Annotated in this window: 16 protein-coding genes; 4 read left to right on the top strand and 12 right to left on the bottom strand. The window is 49.2% G+C overall.

Annotated features, from left to right (window positions below; all coding sequences use genetic code 11):
* Nucleotide 1: 1 nt before the first annotated feature.
* The 10 genes from ACKU41_RS00145 to ACKU41_RS00100 form a co-directional block, all read right to left on the bottom strand.
* Nucleotides 2–904 (bottom strand): ABC transporter permease subunit, encoded by a 903-nt coding sequence (locus ACKU41_RS00145; protein ID WP_319779338.1) that lies wholly within the window; start codon nt 902–904, stop codon nt 2–4.
* 80 nt (nt 905–984) lie between these two features.
* The gene (locus ACKU41_RS00140; protein ID WP_319779336.1) at nt 985–2,100 is read right to left on the bottom strand and encodes a branched-chain amino acid ABC transporter substrate-binding protein; all 1,116 of its coding nucleotides are present in this window, start codon (nt 2,098–2,100) and stop codon (nt 985–987) included.
* Nucleotides 2,101–2,584: 484 nt separating this feature from the next.
* Nucleotides 2,585–3,205, bottom strand: a complete 621-nt coding sequence (locus ACKU41_RS00135; protein WP_319779334.1) for a tetratricopeptide repeat protein — start codon at nt 3,203–3,205, stop codon at nt 2,585–2,587.
* On the bottom strand, nt 3,195–3,335 hold the full coding sequence (locus ACKU41_RS00130; RefSeq protein WP_321403269.1) for a CcmD family protein: 141 nt from the start codon (nt 3,333–3,335) through the stop codon (nt 3,195–3,197). Before ACKU41_RS00130 ends, ACKU41_RS00135 begins: the two co-directional genes overlap by 11 nt.
* Before the next feature lie 227 nt (nt 3,336–3,562).
* Entirely contained in the window at nt 3,563–4,228 is a 666-nt protein-coding gene (gene ccsA, locus ACKU41_RS00125) for a cytochrome c biogenesis protein CcsA (protein WP_319779331.1), read from the bottom strand.
* A 33-nt stretch (nt 4,229–4,261) separates the two neighbouring features.
* Entirely contained in the window at nt 4,262–4,939 is a 678-nt protein-coding gene (locus tag ACKU41_RS00120) for a heme exporter protein CcmB (RefSeq protein ID WP_319779330.1), read from the bottom strand.
* A complete protein-coding gene (locus ACKU41_RS00115; protein ID WP_319779329.1) occupies nt 4,932–5,612 on the bottom strand; it encodes an ABC transporter ATP-binding protein in 681 nt (226 codons plus the stop codon). The genes ACKU41_RS00120 and ACKU41_RS00115 overlap by 8 nt, the downstream gene beginning before the upstream one ends.
* Before the next feature lie 10 nt (nt 5,613–5,622).
* A complete protein-coding gene (locus ACKU41_RS00110; protein ID WP_321403265.1) occupies nt 5,623–7,500 on the bottom strand; it encodes a cytochrome c-type biogenesis CcmF C-terminal domain-containing protein in 1,878 nt (625 codons plus the stop codon).
* A gap of 58 nt (nt 7,501–7,558) precedes the next feature.
* Complete coding sequence (locus ACKU41_RS00105) at nt 7,559–7,975, bottom strand: cytochrome c maturation protein CcmE (protein WP_319779327.1); 417 nt, start codon at nt 7,973–7,975, stop codon at nt 7,559–7,561.
* A gap of 14 nt (nt 7,976–7,989) precedes the next feature.
* Nucleotides 7,990–9,051, bottom strand: coding sequence for a hemolysin family protein (locus tag ACKU41_RS00100; protein ID WP_319779326.1), 1,062 nt, complete (start codon nt 9,049–9,051; stop codon nt 7,990–7,992).
* Nucleotides 9,052–9,271: 220 nt separating this feature from the next.
* On the opposite strand from ACKU41_RS00100, the gene ACKU41_RS00095 reads away from it, so the two are divergent.
* Nucleotides 9,272–10,285: a glycosyltransferase family 9 protein gene (locus ACKU41_RS00095; RefSeq protein ID WP_321403263.1), complete on the top strand. Its 1,014-nt coding sequence runs from the start codon at nt 9,272–9,274 to the stop codon at nt 10,283–10,285.
* A gap of 34 nt (nt 10,286–10,319) precedes the next feature.
* Here ACKU41_RS00095 and nadD read toward each other — a convergent pair whose 3' ends face one another.
* Both nadD and ACKU41_RS00085 read right to left on the bottom strand, forming a co-directional pair.
* Entirely contained in the window at nt 10,320–11,000 is a 681-nt protein-coding gene (nadD, locus tag ACKU41_RS00090) for a nicotinate-nucleotide adenylyltransferase (RefSeq protein ID WP_321403262.1), read from the bottom strand.
* 230 nt (nt 11,001–11,230) lie between these two features.
* A complete protein-coding gene (locus ACKU41_RS00085; protein ID WP_319779323.1) occupies nt 11,231–12,490 on the bottom strand; it encodes a glutamate-5-semialdehyde dehydrogenase in 1,260 nt (419 codons plus the stop codon).
* A gap of 307 nt (nt 12,491–12,797) precedes the next feature.
* Between ACKU41_RS00085 and ACKU41_RS00080 the strand changes: the two genes are divergently transcribed.
* The 3 genes from ACKU41_RS00080 to ACKU41_RS00070 all read left to right on the top strand — a co-directional run bounded on the left by ACKU41_RS00080 (nt 12,798) and on the right by ACKU41_RS00070 (nt 16,035).
* Nucleotides 12,798–13,448 carry a tetratricopeptide repeat protein gene (locus tag ACKU41_RS00080; RefSeq protein ID WP_319779322.1) on the top strand — a complete coding sequence of 217 codons (651 nt, stop codon included), beginning with the start codon at nt 12,798–12,800 and terminating at the stop codon, nt 13,446–13,448.
* Nucleotides 13,449–13,603: 155 nt separating this feature from the next.
* On the top strand, nt 13,604–15,448 hold the full coding sequence (gene iorA / locus ACKU41_RS00075; protein WP_321403261.1) for an indolepyruvate ferredoxin oxidoreductase subunit alpha: 1,845 nt from the start codon (nt 13,604–13,606) through the stop codon (nt 15,446–15,448).
* Complete coding sequence (locus ACKU41_RS00070; protein WP_319779320.1) at nt 15,448–16,035, top strand: indolepyruvate oxidoreductase subunit beta; 588 nt, start codon at nt 15,448–15,450, stop codon at nt 16,033–16,035. The genes iorA and ACKU41_RS00070 overlap by 1 nt, the downstream gene beginning before the upstream one ends.
* Nucleotides 16,036–16,065: the final 30 nt, after the last annotated feature.

Below are 16,065 nucleotides of genomic sequence, written 5' to 3'. Positions count from 1 at the left end.
TTTAAACCTTCTGGGTCGGAGCCTTGCCCAACAATCCGGAAGGCCTGAAAATAAGGATAAGCACCAGAAGAGCAAAGGCGAAAACGTCTTCATAGTCACTGGACACATATCCGGTGCAGAAGCTTTCAGTCCAGCCGAGGATAAGGCCGCCCAGCATCGCACCGGGAACGGACCCGATACCGCCGAGAACTGCAGCTGTGAAAGCTTTAATACCTGCGATAAATCCGATGAAAAAGTTAATCTGCCCGATATGGGAGGCAATAAGCACCCCGCCGATTGCTGCAAGTGCAGAACCGATAACAAAGGTAGCTGAAATAACCTGATCTACATTAATGCCGACAAGCATTGCCATTTTACGGTTCTGAGCCGTAGCGCGCATGGCTTTGCCCATCCGGGTGAATTTAATGAAAAGATTGAGTCCGACCATAACAAGAGCGGCAACCACAATAATCAGAAAATCGGTGGAGCCGACCATGGACTCATAATTTTTAAGAAAACCGAACTCGGGAATCAGACTTGGAAAAGAGAGAAAGTCGGAAGTCTGGGAAAGCATTACATAGTTTTGAAGGAAAATTGACATACCGATAGCCGAGATGAGCGGAGAAAGTCTCGGTGCATCCCGCAACGGTCGGTAGGCAATCTTTTCTAATGTGTATCCATAAGCCGAAGCATAGATAACTGCCGCAATGGTAGCCAAGATGACAATGGAAGCTGCGGGAAACCCAAAACTGGTTAAAATCCCGGCTACAACAAGCCCCACAAACGCCCCGATCATATAGATTTCACCGTGGGCGAAGTTAATCAACTCGATAATACCGTAAACCATTGTATAACCAAGGGCAATTAGCGCATAGATACTACCCCTGGTCAGACCAGAAAAAAATAATTCCAGAAAATATTCCATTTGGACCCTGCTGAATCAAGAGTCAGGGGACAGGCAACATGCCTGCCCCCTGAACCGGAATTGTTTCAAAGCGTAAAAGTTTATTTAACTTCTACGTACTCGCCATCTTTCACCTGATAAACAGAAAAGCCTACACCGATAGCATCACCCTTGGCGTCAAACTTAATTTTGCCGACAGGAGTTTCAACTTCGTGGGTGCGAAGAGCTTCGACGATTTTGTCGTAATCAGTGGATTTTGCGTTCTCAATGGCCTTGAGCAGGGCCAGAGCTGCGGAGTATGCTTCAAAGTAGAATGCACCGGGCTCTGCACCGTAATGGGAATCCTTGTACTGCTTGATAGCAACCTTGTACATGGGGTTACCGGTAATATCCTGAGGACCGGTAGCGTATACACCTTCAGCTGCGTCACCGGTGATATCGATGAAAGTCTGAGCTTTTACACCGTCATCGGAAAGGAAGGGGATGGTCATTTTTTTCTTACGCATCTGAGATACAATCTTGGAAGCTTCAGGATGGTAGCCGCCGAAAATAACACCGTCAGCGCCGGAAGCTTTCACTTTCTGTACAACAGCTGAATAGTCAACTGCGCCGGGGGTTACACCTTCAAAAAGGACTGCTTCAACACCTTTCTCAGCAAGATACTTTTTGGTCCACTCAGCAAATCCTTTACCGTAGTCACCCTTATCATGAATGATGGCAGGCTTCTTGAGGCCGAGTTTTTCGACGGCAAAAATGGCTGCCAGAGCACCCTGCGCGTCATCTGAAGCGATAGTTCTGAAAAAGTTGGGATAATCGCCGCTGAGGGTCAGCGCGGGGTTGGTTGCGGAAGGAGACATGCAGACCAGACTGGAATCCTTGTAAATAGGCAGTGCGGCTTTGGTAGCACCGGAACAAATGTGACCGAGAACTACGGTTACACCGTCGGAAAGAAGCTTCATGGCCGCATTAGTGGCGAATTCAGGTTTGCACTGGTCATCCTGAGTGGACATGACAACCTGCTCACCATTTATACCACCGGCATCGTTGATGGATTTAACAACAAGTTTTGCGGCTTCAACTGTAGGCAGGCCGTAAGCTGCAAGGTCGCCACTATGGGCGCCCGGAACACCGAGAACAATTTTGCCTGCTGAAGCAGAACCGAAACTACCGATGGTCATCATGGCTGCGACCAGCAGTACCAGTAATGAACGTTTCATCATAACACTCCTTGACTGCGTTGATTTGGGCCGTTCAAGCCCAGTTACTATATTCACCTGCGAAACAACTCGTGTCTTATCGCCACAAGAAGAAAACGTGAATCACCCTATCACGTTAGTACAGCTGTTGAAAACAACAGACTGCAGCTGTTCATCGATTTCCCGCAGCAGATGTCCAGATCCGGCAAGACGGACATATTTTAATTGCGAGAAAAGCAATAACCTTTACGTCTTAATTAGCCAACATTGAGCAAACTTGTCAATGTTTGGCTACAATTAACGAATAAAGTAAGCTAAATTGACCTGCTCGTAAAAAATTAGTCTGCAAGGTCATTTTTAAAGTAGCTAGAAACCAAACACACTAAAAAGTAACCACTCACTCTTAGTTATTGGAGACTTCCTCCGGCAACAGACATAAATTGGCAAAAAAAAGGGAACCCGTTCCATCGGATTCCCTTTTCAACATTTATAGAATTAAAACCTGCTACTCTGCGTGAGCATCCCGGTTAAGTTCCTCTTCAGCACGTTTTTTCATTTCAGGAGAGGATTTAGGATTGTCAAGTATCAGCTTAAGCTGAGCGTCGGCCTCATCGTGCTTGTGCAGGTAGTATTTCTTTACCACCGCAGCATTAAATAAAGCCATTGAGTCGTCGGGGCTTAGCGCTACGATTTTATCAAAAGCCTCAGCAGCCTTCTCAAACTGCTCCGCCTGATAGAAACACATTCCCAGCCCCATCAGAGCCTGCACATTCTCAGGCTCAGCACTGACAACCTTCTCAAAAAAGGTCTGAGCACGTCCATAAGCCCGAATCATCATGAATGAATTGGCGAGTTCGAGCTGGATTTCCATGTTATCCGGTTCCTTGCCCAAACGTTCCATCAGTTCACGCACATGTTTCATGGCGTCTTCACTCATGCCTTTGCCCATACCGCCGGGCATTCCTCCGCCCTTGCTCTGCTGCTGGAATTCGACTTTATTGCCGGGATGACTCATGCGATAAGTTAGCGAAGAGACAAACACCGCCACAAGAGCCAGACCCAACAGCCAAACCACGGCTTTCTGTCCGCCGCTGAGCGTAAAATCATTGAGAGTCTTACTTGTCATTATCGAGCATCTCCATCTGCCTGATACGGCGATCCATGGATGCGCCATTGGCTGCGATGAATGCCAGATAACCGGCAAGCACAGCCCATACAGCTATATTTGCAATTAACAGGTAAGTTTCACTGTTCATTATATATCTCCTTGCCTTCGGCTACCCTTCCGGGGTCTTAAACCCTTTTACAAAAGGTTTAAAAATCCCAAAACGTTTTAGTTAGGCTATGCCGTTCAGTAAGACAATTTAATCAATTAAGTTTATATCTTATTTTAATAAACAACTATGCGAAGCTTATTAAAAGTTTTTGATTAGTCCAGAGAAACTTTTTCCAAAAAGTTTCTTAGGCCGCCGGAGGCATTTTCCTAATCCTGATCCCAGACCATTTTAGCGTCCAGTTCACCGGAAAGCCTTACCTGACGGTAGCGCACCGCCAGCAGGACCAACCAGAACAGGCCGAATGCAACAACGTTCACCAGCAGAGTGGTCAACATTTCCGGCTCCATTCCGCCACCCTTTGCACCGATAACATTGGGATGCACACTTCTCCAGAGTCGCGCAGAATAAAAAACGAGAGGGACATCTACGAATGCAACAACTCCGAGAACCGCGCAGACAAGTGAACGGCGCTCTGCAGACATGGGCGAGGTGCGCAGCACCAGATACGCGGCATAGACAAACCACATGATTAATGTAGTGGTCAGCCGCGGATCCCATGTCCACCATACATTCCATGCCGCCCGGCCCCAGATGGAACCGGTAACAAGAGCCAGTCCGCTGAAGACCACTCCGATCTCAGCAGCAGCTCCGGCAATATAATCAAACTTTATATCGCGTTTCAGCAAATACGCCGCACTGGCAAGAAAAACCACGAAAAAACTGATCATGGCCCAAGCCGCCATTGGCATGTGGACATAAAAAATCTTCTGCACCAGCCCCATTGTCATTTCAATGGGAGCATACATCCAGATAAGATACTGCCCGGCACAAAGTGCTATTCCTGCCAGCAATGCTGCGATTGCAAGGTTCATTTATAACTCCGTAAACTATATTAAACAGCCAGCTTATTGCTCGCCGCTGTATACAAAAGGAAAAAGAATCAGCCCAGCACCGCTGAACAAAGCCGAGGCGGCAACAATGATGCCCATCCACGAACTTTCGTCCATAAGGTTAACCCCGGAGAACACCGAGGTCATCAATTGTATTGCCCCTAGTAAAATGGGCAGCAGCAAAGGAAAAAGAATAACTGATAACAGAGATTCCCGTGCAGCCTGACCTTGGGATATTGCACCAAGCAATGCCCCGAGGGCTACAAGTCCCCAGTCCGCGGCCAGCAGAGTCACAGCAAAAATCGCCAGCGACCCTTTCATATCCTGACCTAAAAATACAATTGTAGCCGGAAGGAAAACAAGCTGTGAACAAAGCAGCAGCCCGAAACCGGCAAGGCCTTTTCCGAACCAGACGGCGTGCAGAGGAACAGGAGATGACAGCAGTCCCAAGCGCGCTTCGTTTGATTCTTCCATTGAAAACAAAGTGTTGAAAACCAAAACCAGCCCGAAGGAAGACGCCAGCCAGAATATGGCCGAAGCCGCCTGTGGCTCAACCAGTTGCCCCGCCGGACGCGATAAGCTGAACACAAAGATCAGCAACAATCCCAGCAGAACAGCCTGCGTCAAGCCTTGCCCGCCACCTATGGAAAGGCGCAGGTCCTTGGCTGCTATAGTCAGTCCGCGTTTAAGCATTCTCCCCTCCCAATATGGTTGCTGGGTCGAATTCAGCAGCGGCACCGAGATAAGCCATCCTGCGTCCGGCAAGCCCAAGGACCCGGTCGGCGAGTGAAGTGTCGTGGTTGACATCATGACTGATCCAGACAATGGCTGTTCCACGGTCACGCAAAGCCACGACTTCCTCACGCAGGAGGCTCAGCGAAGCCTGATCAAGCCCGGTTCCCGGTTCATCAAGGAAAAGAAGATCCGGGTTCACTAGAAAAACACGGGCCAGATTCAAACGCTGGGCCATTCCCCTTGAGTAGGACCCGGCCTGCTCTTCAGCAGCCCTTTCAAGCCCAACCCGCTTCAGCAGAGCCATCAGCTCGTCGCGGGAAGGAGAAAGTCCGTACATGGAAGCCCAGAATGAAAGGTTAGCCACGCCGCTGAGACGCGGATAAATAAAGGTGGAATGCCCGAGGTATGCGGTTTTTTCAGGCTCAGTCAATATTTCCGCAGCCCCGGCTGAAGGCCTAGAAAGCCCGGACATAATCTTGAGCAGAGTTGTTTTACCCGCACCGTTGCGCCCTACCACCAGCAGGATTTCCCCGCGCAGTACATCGCAACTGACATCCTTGAAAATCAGCCTTGTCCCGAAGAACTTGGCTGCTTTACGCACCTTGAGAGCTATATTTTCATTCTCAGCCACAACAATCCGCCTAAGACAATTTCGGTTTTCTGAAAGCCATGAATCCGAACAGGCACATTAAAGTACCGCCGATCCACAACCAGTTGATAAGCGGATTAAGGCTCATCTTGAATGTTGCATTACCTTCGGCATCCACACTCAGCAAGGTCGCATATATTTCGCTGCCAAGGCTGGGTATGACCGAGACTTCTGCAAAAGGCTGTTCAAAATTACGGTAGATTCTACGCTCAGGCGCAAGCAGGCCGACCGGCTTACCGTTTTCAGTGACTTCCAGAATTGCACAAATCTTTGCCATTTCCGGAGTCTGGCCTTCAGTCATTTTTTTATAAGTCATGGTGTAAGTGCCTAGCTGAACACTTTCACCCTGTTTGATCACATACTGGTGTTCCAGCTTATTGGGGCCGGACCACGCGACACCGAGAAAGACCAGAGCCACACCGAAGTGCAGTCCGTAAACCCCGATCATGGAGCGGACTTTACGCAACTGGGGAATAAAAGCGAAAACACCGATAATCCCCACCAGAGACGCAATAGCTGCAGCACTGGTAATAAGACCGAGAGGATTATGCAGGCCGCACATATAACTGATAACGCCGCCGCCGATAAAAGCACCGCCGACCAGATACAGGCCGCGCTTGTCAAAAATACCCTCTTTCCAGTTAAACCACGGACAGACAGTAAAAATGAGGATAATCAAACTAAACAGAGGCAGACAGACCCGGTTGTAAAACCGTGCGTCAAGACCGACCGGATTGGCACTCCACATCTTGCTGATAACAGGCCACATGGTTCCCAGACCGACCACAAGGCCGAGCCCCAGAAAAGCCCATGCTGCGATTACCAGCATGCCCTGTCGGCTGTTCAGACCTGAAAGGGTCTTGAATTCAGGACGGGGACCGACCACTAGTACGGCCAGAATCACAGCAAGATTGGCAAGCAAAAAGAGCAGCAGAGGCAGCCCTACGCCATTTTCACCGTAAGCATGCAGAGATTGTACAACGCCCGAACGCACCAGATAGGTGGCAAAAACGCAGAGCAGCAGAGTCAGACTCATGAGGAAGACGTTGGTGCGCTGCAGGGCTTTGCGCTTTATCTGAATAATCGCGGTATGCATAAAAGCGGATGCGCTCAGCCACGGGATAAGGGAAGCGTTTTCCACCGGGTCCCATGCCCAGTAGCCACCCCAGCCCAATTCCATGTAAGACCACCAGCAACCGAGGACAATTCCGGCAGTAAGGAAAATCCAGGCCAGAATGTTCCAGTTACGGCAGAAGGACACCCACGATTTCAGTTCACCTGAAATGTAGGAGGCAAGCGCTAGAGCTGCCGGGCTGGTGAATCCTGCGTAACCGAGAAAAAGCAACGGCGGATGAAAGATCATGCCGGGGTTACGCAGCAACGGGTTCAAGCCATGCCCATCTGCGGGGGTGGGAACCAGTTCCATGAACGGATTGGACCAGCAGGTCAGCAGGAGCAGGAAAAACGCCTGCACCACCATGTAAAACAACCAATAATAAAGTCTTGTTTTCTCTGAAAACTCATTAAAAAGACTCAGCTTTGAAAAAACAACGCCCATAACAGCTATGGACAGCATCCAAAAAAGCAGGGAACCGTCGGCTCCGGCCCAGAAAGCTGTCAATGTATAAAAAATGGGCAAGGTATTATCTACATACTCGTAGATGTATTTAAATGAATAATCCCTGTTAATCAGGGCTATTGTAAGGATCACACTGGAACCGGCCACAAGACCGGCAATTGCCATATTCGCCTTATCAATCAAATCCAGCACACTGCGTTTGCCCGTAAGCAGGGCCAGGCACGCATAAGCACCCGCCCCCAGCGCCGCAAGCAGGGCGATGAGGAGCAGGAGATTGGCAAAAAGCTGCATACTATATTTACTCCATTACGGATAAAATCTTTATAAAACAGAACAAATCAGCAGGAAATCATCCCTTGCGATTTTCTTTCTCATACTTGGATGGACACTTGGTTATCAGTGAAGTTGCCCTGAACATTTCATGCCCATTGACAAAATTACCTTCCACAATAACCTCGACCCCTTCTTTGAAGGTATCTGGAACAGCACCACTGTAATCCACACGAAGAGTTTTCGCGGCTTCCTTCTGATCAGAGAGATCAAAAGCGACTCCGAGCCCACCGTTTTTGCGTTCAATACCAGCCGGGGCTACTTTGCCGAAAAGCCTTGCCTGTCCGAGTTCCGACTCTTCCATGGCAAGGGCTTCTGAAACATTAAGAAAATACACGCTGTCCTGTGAAATTCCTGAGTAAATCAGGTATCCAAGTCCACCGAGAAAAAGGATTAAGGCAGCAACATAGACGCCTTTTCCGCCTTTCTTGGCCATTCTCGTTCTCCGTTCTATTTCGAAACGTCAGCGGAAGCTTCTTCCTTGCTGACGACAAGTTCTTTTCTTCTCCTGCGGGCAAGTTCGCGCATGTCCACAACCTGATCGGTTTCGTCCACGATTTCACTGCCGAGGATTTCTTCCATTACATCTTCAAGGGTAACAACCCCTGACATTCCACCGTACTCGTCAAGCACCACAAACAAATGCATGCGGCTTTCAAGGAACTTAACCAGAAGTTTGTCCAAAGTGAGATTTTCCAACGCAAAACGTACAGGTTTCATCAACTCGGACAATTTGACTTCATCCTGATCATCAGCAAGCGCTTCAAAAACGGAACGCCTGTAGATGACCCCGACAATGTCTTCAGAATCATCCCCTTCATAAACGGGAATACGGCTGTGGGGCCATGCACTGAACTTGGCATGAGCCTCGGCTACGGTCATCTCAGCAGGAAGAGAGAAGACAACAGTCCGGGGAGTCATAATTTGCTCAACAATCTTGTCGTCCAACGACAGGATGTTGGCAATTGAGAGGGCTTCATACGGTTTGATCGCCCCGGATCTCCTGGTCAGGCTGACCATAGCTCTTATATCATCTTCCGTAGCTTGCGGACCTTCCCCTTTTCTGTTGACCAGACGGGAGAAAATGCCGCAAACCCAGATAACCGGAAGGAATATCCAAATTAAAATTTCCATTGGCCGGGCCAGAACCCGTCCCAGCGGTTCACAGTAAACAATTCCGATGGTCTTCGGCAGAATTTCGGAAAGAACAAGAATAATAATTGTGAAGCCGAGGGTAAACCAGGGCAGGGTATCCGCACCGTAAACGCCGGCCCACGCGGCACCGGCAAAAGCGGCTCCAGCGGTATGGGCAACTGTGTTAAGGGTCAGGATAGCAGTGATTGGCCTATCCACATTGGAACGCAGCTTGTGCAGAATCGCCCCGGACTTGTTACCTTCCTTGCGCAGGGTTTCAATCCTGCTCCACGGAAAGGAATAAAATACGGCTTCACTGACTGAGCAGTAGGCGGAAATAAGTGTGGCTACACTGACGGAAAGTATTAATTCCAGCATTAATTTTGGAGTTAAAGTTATTAAAGGACGCCATCCGGCATCTTTTTGATACTGGCATCAGTACCAGAAGGCAGATAGTGGCGCAACAGAAATAGGTCACTTAGGACCCGATTCCCTACGGTTTTGCTACAAAATAAAATTTTAAAGTAAAATTAGCAAGAGTTCAAACAGTTAGAGCACAAAAAAAAGACATTGACCTTTTGGGCTTCGCAAATAAAATATGCACGCGATGCCAAATACAAACCACAAAATAATTTTCAGGCTCAGCGCCCTCGGAGATGTAGTCCTGACAACCGGGGTAATTGAGTACTGGGCGAAAAAATTCAACTGCACTTTCACGGTTATTACCAAAATTTCCAGCAGCCCTGTATTAGAAAATAATCCCCATATCACAAATGTCATCAGTCTTGAAAAAAAAGACCTTGGAGATCTGGCATGGCTGAAGAAAGCCGGACAGATTGCCGCAGACTATGAAAACTGCGAACTCATCGACCTGCACTCCACCCTGCGCTCAAGGATCCTGGCCGCACGCTGGAAAGGCAAAGTATCCCGTTACAACAAATTTTCTATTGAACGTAGGCTGTTCAAGCTTACCCGTTCCCCCAGAATGAACGAAAAGCTTTCAGCGCTCCGTGTCACCCAGCGCTATGCTTCCGCCCTTGAGGAAGATATCCCGGAACCGTCAGCACTGCTGCCACACATATATCTTACTGATAACGAAAAAGAAATCGCCCGGACTTTAATTGAAGAGCACGACTTAGGTAATAATTTTATTACCCTGCACCCTTACGCCACCCATCCGGACAAAGCATGGCCTGAAAAGAATTGGCAGACACTCATCAACATGCTTGATGATGCAGACATAAAATGGGCAATTATCGGCCATGACAGCAACATATTTGAACCGCAGCATGCCGGTTGCAACTTCACCAGCCAGCTGCAACTCCGCGAGACCTGCGCCCTGCTGGAGAAATCAACGCTGCTCATCACCGGTGATTCCGGTCCCATGCACCTTGCCGCTGCTGTGGAGACCCCGGTAATAGCCATGTTCGGGCCGACCTCCAAAGCATGGGGCTTCTATCCCGCAGGACCGCATGATGTTGTTCTGGAATCTGAGATGGATTGTCGCCCCTGCTCGCTGCATGGTAAAAGCAACTGCAAAAAAGACCGGGAATGTTTGCGGAAAATTAAACCGGAAGATGTGTTTGAAAAGGTTTTAAAGCTGATGCGCTGACACGTTTTTTGATGCAAAAGTTTCTCTCCACTCTTCAAAACTCTCTGTTGGGTCTTCGCTGCTGCTCGTGCCAGAATTTTATCAGTTCACTCTCATGCTCAATCAAACACTCGGCAACAGCTTCCGGGACCAATGCAGAAAATTCTGCACCCTTTTTCCACTCTTCACGTACCTGAGTAGAGCTGATCACAAAATCAAAATCTCCGATTATGTAAAACGACTTACCACAGGGAACCGTCCAGACATTCTCCCCGGATTTTTTCAGACCGGAAAAGATACGTTTCAGCTCCTGCGCCATTTCTCCATGATCAGCCTCCGCCCTGCTTACAGCGACAATATTACCCATCTTAGGTATGTCCTGCCAGTCCTTCCAAGTGGTAAAATCCTCGAATGAATCCTGCCCCATAATAAAATAGAGCTCATCTTCGGGATAGCGGCGCGCAGCCTCGCGCAGGGTATCAATGGTGTAGGTCGGCCCTTCTGCAGAAATATCAATATCGCTGACGTCAAGCCCCTCGCAGCCATGCACAGCCTTTTCAACCAGCTCGTAACGCAAGCCGGCAGGCAGCATTTCACCCTGCTCTTTGTGATAAGGATTACCTGCAGGGACGAACAGGACTTTATCAAGACCGAGACGCTTTCTAACCCCTAGAGCAACATCAAGATGTGTTGAGTGGATTGGATTAAAACTTCCGCCGAAAAGACCGATTTTCATTAAAAATGCCTCCGGCGGCTCTCCGAGCTCCACAGAAACTTTTTGAAAAAAATTTCTGTAGACTCGTCAAAAACTTTTAATAATTTCAAATGGGTCATAGTTTGAGAATCAGCAATATACCGGTAACCCGAGGCGAAGCCATACTGAAAAGTTTTGGGATTTTTTAAACCCTTTCCCATAAGGATTTAAAGCCCCCGGCAGGATCCCCGAAGGGCTGCCGGAGGAATCCTTTAATTACGTACGTCCCAATTGCCCAACAACACAAACTTGGTGCTGGTCAATTCAGTGGCTCCCATGGGACCATAGGAATGCAGCTTGGAAGTTGAGATACCGATTTCAGCGCCAAGCCCGAGCTGCCCGCCGTCATTGAAACGGGTGGAAGCGTTGACCCCGACCATGGAAGCATCCACTTCACGAATAAAACGCATGGCCCGTGCGTGATCCCTGGTCAGGATCACTTCACTGTGATTGGACCCGTAACGAGCGATATGGTCCTGAGCTTCATCCTGATCGCTGACCACTTTTACGCAAAGAATCAAATCAAGATATTCCATACCCCAATCATCAAACTCTGCAGCTACTGCTTTGGCCCCCAAAAGCGGCATGGCCCGAGGACAAGCCTTCATGGTCACACCGGAAGCTGCGAGCAGAGTGCCGAGGGAAGGCAGAATATCCTTGGCAATATCCTCGTGGACAAGCAGGCATTCGACAGAATTGCAGGCTGCAGGCTTCTGCACCTTGGAATTCTTAATAATGTCCATGGCTTCAGGAATTTCACAATCCTTGTCCACATATATGTGGCAAACTCCCTTATAGTGCTTGAGCACGGGCATCGTCGCCTGTGAAACAACAGCACGGATCAGCCCTTCACCGCCACGGGGAATAACCACGTCGATGTATTCATCCAGTTTAAGCAGTTCGCTTACTGCCTCGCGGTCAGTAATCTCTACCACCTGCACCGCTTCAGCAGGCAGCCCGGCCTTACCGAGTGCTTTCTGCAACAGGGAAGCAAGTGCAAGGTTGGAGTGAATAGCCTCCGAACCGCCGCGCAGGATGACAGAGTTACCGGCTTTAAGACAGAGCACGGCAGCATCGACAGTAACATTGGGACGGGATTCGAAAATCATCATTATCACGCCCAGCGGAATACGCATTTTACCGACCATCATACCGTTGGGGCGGCGTTCCATATTTTCTATGCCGCCCACTGGATCGACCTGCCCGGCTACCTCGTTGCAGCCTTGGATCATGTAATCCAGAACAGACGGTGTAATCTCAAGCCGCTGCATACGGGCCTGATCAAGGCCGCGCTCTTTTGCCGCATCGAGATCTTTTTTATTCTCTGCAAAAATAAATTCTTTTTCCTGCTCAAGCAGAGCAGCCAGTTCAAGGATAGCTGAATTCCTTGCAGTACCGTCGGCACAGGAAACTTTACGGGAAGCTTCCTTGGCCTTTCCGGCCACAGATTTCATTGCTTCAGAATAACTCATTTTTATACCTCAAAAACATTTATATTAACTTAAATTTCATTTTTTCCGCCGATTGATTCTTTTTGGCTACTAAGGATATTGCAAAAAAGTCAACTACCATTTACCTATGTTTGCGGTCTGGAGTGGTTTTTATTGAAAAATATGTGAAATTATTTTTCCTTTTTTTGTAAGCTTTTTCACACCCTTTATTAATTATTCAGGTTTTACAGGGTGTTAATCAAAACTTTCACTTTTGACCTTTTTGTCAGACTGCTTTATAAAGCGCACTTCAACTTTGTATAAAATTTCATGGAGGCTTTCCTTTAAAATGGAAGAACAAAACAACACACAGGACATTCTGAATCAGGTTCACGAATCCACACCCGACTCCCTGCACCCTCTTCTCGACTACATTATTAAAAACGGAAAATTAATTGCTGCCGGGGTTGCGGCGATTATTATCATCGCAGGCAGTGTGGCCGGATACAAACACATGAACCAGCAGGCACTGGTCAAGGCACAGACTGAACTGGGCATCATCCTGATCAAGTACAACGGTGCTGAACAGGCCGAGTCCCTGGCCGCTTTTGAAAAGGACGCTCCTGCATCCATGAAACCTGCGGTCCAGCTTGCTACTGCCAAGGCATGGATGGATGCTTCCCGTTATGCCGATGCAAAATCCGCATGGGCTGCAGTAGGCAAGTCCAGCCCTGAAATGGCTCCCGTAGCAGGTCTCGGTGAAGCAAAATGCCTGATGCTTGCGGACAAAGCAAATGAAGCCGTGACAATTCTGCAGGGGCTCAAAAACAGTGCAGGTGCTACTTATGCAGCGCCCATCGACAGACTTCTGGCCGAAGCCGCAGAACAGGCAGGCAACTTCCAGCTTGCGGTGCAGGCTTATCAGGGACTGCTGACAAGCATCCCCAGAGAAGCTCCCTTCTTTGAGATTAAAATAAAAGAACTCAAGGCTAAACTCTAAATTTAACACAGGCTGATCATAAGTGTACGACGCTATGACCAGATGAGTACAGTACGGGGCTCCGGCATTTACCATTGGGGCCGGATCCCCGCGGAAAATCAACCGTCGTGCGTTTGTGAACATTCTGTTAACCACATGACTCAAGGAGCACATTCATGGCTCACCCACTTCTCAAGGACAGTCCGGGCATGAAAAAGCTGCTTCTCGGCAATGAAGCCATTGTCAGAGGCGCGATTGAAGCCGGGATTCAGGTTGTTACCTGCTACCCCGGAACCCCTTCCTCCGAAGTACCGGACACATTCTTCCGCCTTTCACCTGAAGGCGATTTCACATTTGAATACTCGGTCAACGAAAAAGTTGCCCTGGAAGTTGGCGGCGGCGCCTCCCTCGCAGGTGCAATGACTATGACCACCATGAAGCATGTCGGCGTTAACGTTGCTGCCGACCCGCTTATGACTCTGGCCTACACCGGCACCCCGGGCGGCATGGTCCTGCTTTCCGCTGACGACCCCGGATGCCACTCCAGCCAAAATGAGCAGGATAACCGTTACTATGCCCGCCTCGCCGGCATGCCCTGCTTTGAGCCTTCCACTGCTCAGGAAGCCAAAGATATGACCCGCGACGGGCTGAATATGTCCCGCGAAATGTCCGCTCCTGTCCTGCTGCGCACCACAACCCGAGTCAACCACCTTCGCGGCCCGGTCGAGTATGGTGAAATTACCAAACTTGCTCCGGCGGAAGGATTCAAAAAAAATCCCGCGCAGTTCGTACCCATCCCGGCTTTTGCCCGCAGAATGCACGTGGACCTGCTTGAAAAGCTCGAAAAGCTGCGTGAAATGGCGGAAACCTCCAAGTATAACAAAATTTCCGGTAACGGAAAAATCGGTATCGTTGCTTCCGGTATCTGTAGAGCTTACCTCGCAGATGCACTGGTGGATACCGGCCTTACCGATAAATTTAAAATCCTTGAACTGGGCTTCACTTACCCGCTGCCCGCCAAGATGATTACCGACTTTATCTCTTCTGTTGAAAAAGTAGTTGTTCTGGAAGAGCTTGAGCCTTTCCTTGAGAATGAACTCCGTGTTCTGGCCCAGAAAAATTCCATCACAGTGGAGATTCTCGGCAAAGAAAACAAACTTCTGCCTCTCAATGATGAATATTCCACTCTGAATATCACCGCTATCATCCGCGAAGTTCTGGGACTGGAAGCAGAAAAGACAGAAAGATGTGTTGCAGAAGAAGGATTGCCTACACGTCCGCCGAACCTCTGTGCCGGCTGCACCCACCGTGCAGCATACTACGCAGTGAAAAAAGTCTTCGGCCCTGATGCCATATGTTCTTCTGACATCGGCTGCTACACTCTGGGCATCCTGCCCCCGCTGAATGCCGCCGACTTCCTGCTCTGCATGGGGTCCTCCATATCTGCAGGTTCCGGCGCAGCAAAAGCAGCAGGCCAGACTGTGATCGGCTTTATCGGAGACTCCACTTTTTTCCATTCCGGCATCACCGGACTGGTTAACGCCGTCTTCAACCAGCACAACATCCTGCTGGTGATTCTTGATAACTCCACCACTGCCATGACCGGGCACCAGCCCAATCCCGGTGTAGAGACGACTATGCTCGGCTCCAACCCCGCTCAGATTGACATGGAAGCCATTGTCCGTGGCTGCGGTGTAAATGAAGTTCGTACTGTGAGCCCGCTCAATCAAAAGGCTATCACCAATGCCCTAGAAGAACTCAAGGGAATTAGCGGTGTTCGCGTACTGATTGCCAAGGATCCCTGCCCGCTCTTTGCCCGCAGAACTCTTAAAAAAGCTCCCGGACGCACCGCATACGTGGAAAACCAGAGTGAAGAAGTTCTCAAAGTGATGGAAGAACTGGCCTGCCCCGCATTTGAAAAAACTGCGAATGGCGTTGAAATCAACGAAATACTTTGTTCCGGCTGTATGCTCTGCCTGCAGCTGACAAAAGATATTAAAGCCCGGAAAAGGAGCAGCTAATGGACACCAGGTTGCGTATATTCATGACCGGGGTCGGCGGACAGGGAACCCTGACAGCCACCAACCTCCTCGCACAGGCGGTTCTTGACTGCGGAGTTAATGTCACTGCCGGAGAAATTCATGGAATGGCCCAGCGCGGCGGTGTTGTAGAATCTGCACTGCTCATAGGACTGGCCTCCCCTAAAATCGGATATGGCGAAGCAGACATCATCCTCGGCTTTGAGCCTCTGGAAACACTGCGGGCACTGCCCTATCTCAAACCCGGCGGAACAGTGCTTTCCAGCACCGAATACATTCCGCCACTTTCCGTATGCACCGGTAAAGCAGACAACACTCCACTTGAAGAAATCAAGGAAAAGGTTGATACCTGCGCCGGAAAAGCTTACTACCTGCCCTGCCAGAGCTTAGGCCTTGAAGCCGGAGCCGTGCAGAGCGGAAACATCGCTATGCTTGGAGCTCTCTGCGCTACCGGGTGTATCCCGCTTAAACCGGAACAACTTGCTGAAACAATCAAATCAGCCATGAAACCGAAAATCGCGGATATAAACCTGAAAGCTCTGGAACTCGGAGTTAAGGCCGTATCTTAAGTAAATAACTGACAGCCGCATGATCTAATG

The sequence above is a fragment of the Maridesulfovibrio sp. genome (assembly GCF_963678865.1).
GTDB lineage: Bacteria > Desulfobacterota > Desulfovibrionia > Desulfovibrionales > Desulfovibrionaceae > Maridesulfovibrio.
Note: the sequence above shows the minus strand (reverse complement) of the source record. Positions and strands in the feature narration are given on the sequence as shown.

What these genes read in the sequence shown, in the direction of transcription:
- ACKU41_RS00095 (WP_321403263.1), top strand. Translation starts at nt 9,272, where the DNA reads ATGCACGCGATGCCAAATACAAACCACAAAATAATTTTCAGGCTCAGC.
- ACKU41_RS00145 (WP_319779338.1), bottom strand. Translation starts at nt 904, where the DNA reads ATGGAATATTTTCTGGAATTATTTTTTTCTGGTCTGACCAGGGGTAGT.
- iorA (WP_321403261.1), top strand. Translation starts at nt 13,604, where the DNA reads ATGGCTCACCCACTTCTCAAGGACAGTCCGGGCATGAAAAAGCTGCTT.
- ACKU41_RS00135 (WP_319779334.1), bottom strand. Translation starts at nt 3,205, where the DNA reads ATGACAAGTAAGACTCTCAATGATTTTACGCTCAGCGGCGGACAGAAA.
- ACKU41_RS00120 (WP_319779330.1), bottom strand. Translation starts at nt 4,939, where the DNA reads ATGCTTAAACGCGGACTGACTATAGCAGCCAAGGACCTGCGCCTTTCC.
- ACKU41_RS00130 (WP_321403269.1), bottom strand. Translation starts at nt 3,335, where the DNA reads ATGAACAGTGAAACTTACCTGTTAATTGCAAATATAGCTGTATGGGCT.
- ACKU41_RS00105 (WP_319779327.1), bottom strand. Translation starts at nt 7,975, where the DNA reads ATGGCCAAGAAAGGCGGAAAAGGCGTCTATGTTGCTGCCTTAATCCTT.
- ACKU41_RS00080 (WP_319779322.1), top strand. Translation starts at nt 12,798, where the DNA reads ATGGAAGAACAAAACAACACACAGGACATTCTGAATCAGGTTCACGAA.
- ACKU41_RS00085 (WP_319779323.1), bottom strand. Translation starts at nt 12,490, where the DNA reads ATGAGTTATTCTGAAGCAATGAAATCTGTGGCCGGAAAGGCCAAGGAA.
- ccsA (WP_319779331.1), bottom strand. Translation starts at nt 4,228, where the DNA reads ATGAACCTTGCAATCGCAGCATTGCTGGCAGGAATAGCACTTTGTGCC.
- ACKU41_RS00070 (WP_319779320.1), top strand. Translation starts at nt 15,448, where the DNA reads ATGGACACCAGGTTGCGTATATTCATGACCGGGGTCGGCGGACAGGGA.
- ACKU41_RS00100 (WP_319779326.1), bottom strand. Translation starts at nt 9,051, where the DNA reads ATGCTGGAATTAATACTTTCCGTCAGTGTAGCCACACTTATTTCCGCC.
- ACKU41_RS00140 (WP_319779336.1), bottom strand. Translation starts at nt 2,100, where the DNA reads ATGAAACGTTCATTACTGGTACTGCTGGTCGCAGCCATGATGACCATC.
- nadD (WP_321403262.1), bottom strand. Translation starts at nt 11,000, where the DNA reads ATGAAAATCGGTCTTTTCGGCGGAAGTTTTAATCCAATCCACTCAACA.
- ACKU41_RS00110 (WP_321403265.1), bottom strand. Translation starts at nt 7,500, where the DNA reads ATGCAGCTTTTTGCCAATCTCCTGCTCCTCATCGCCCTGCTTGCGGCG.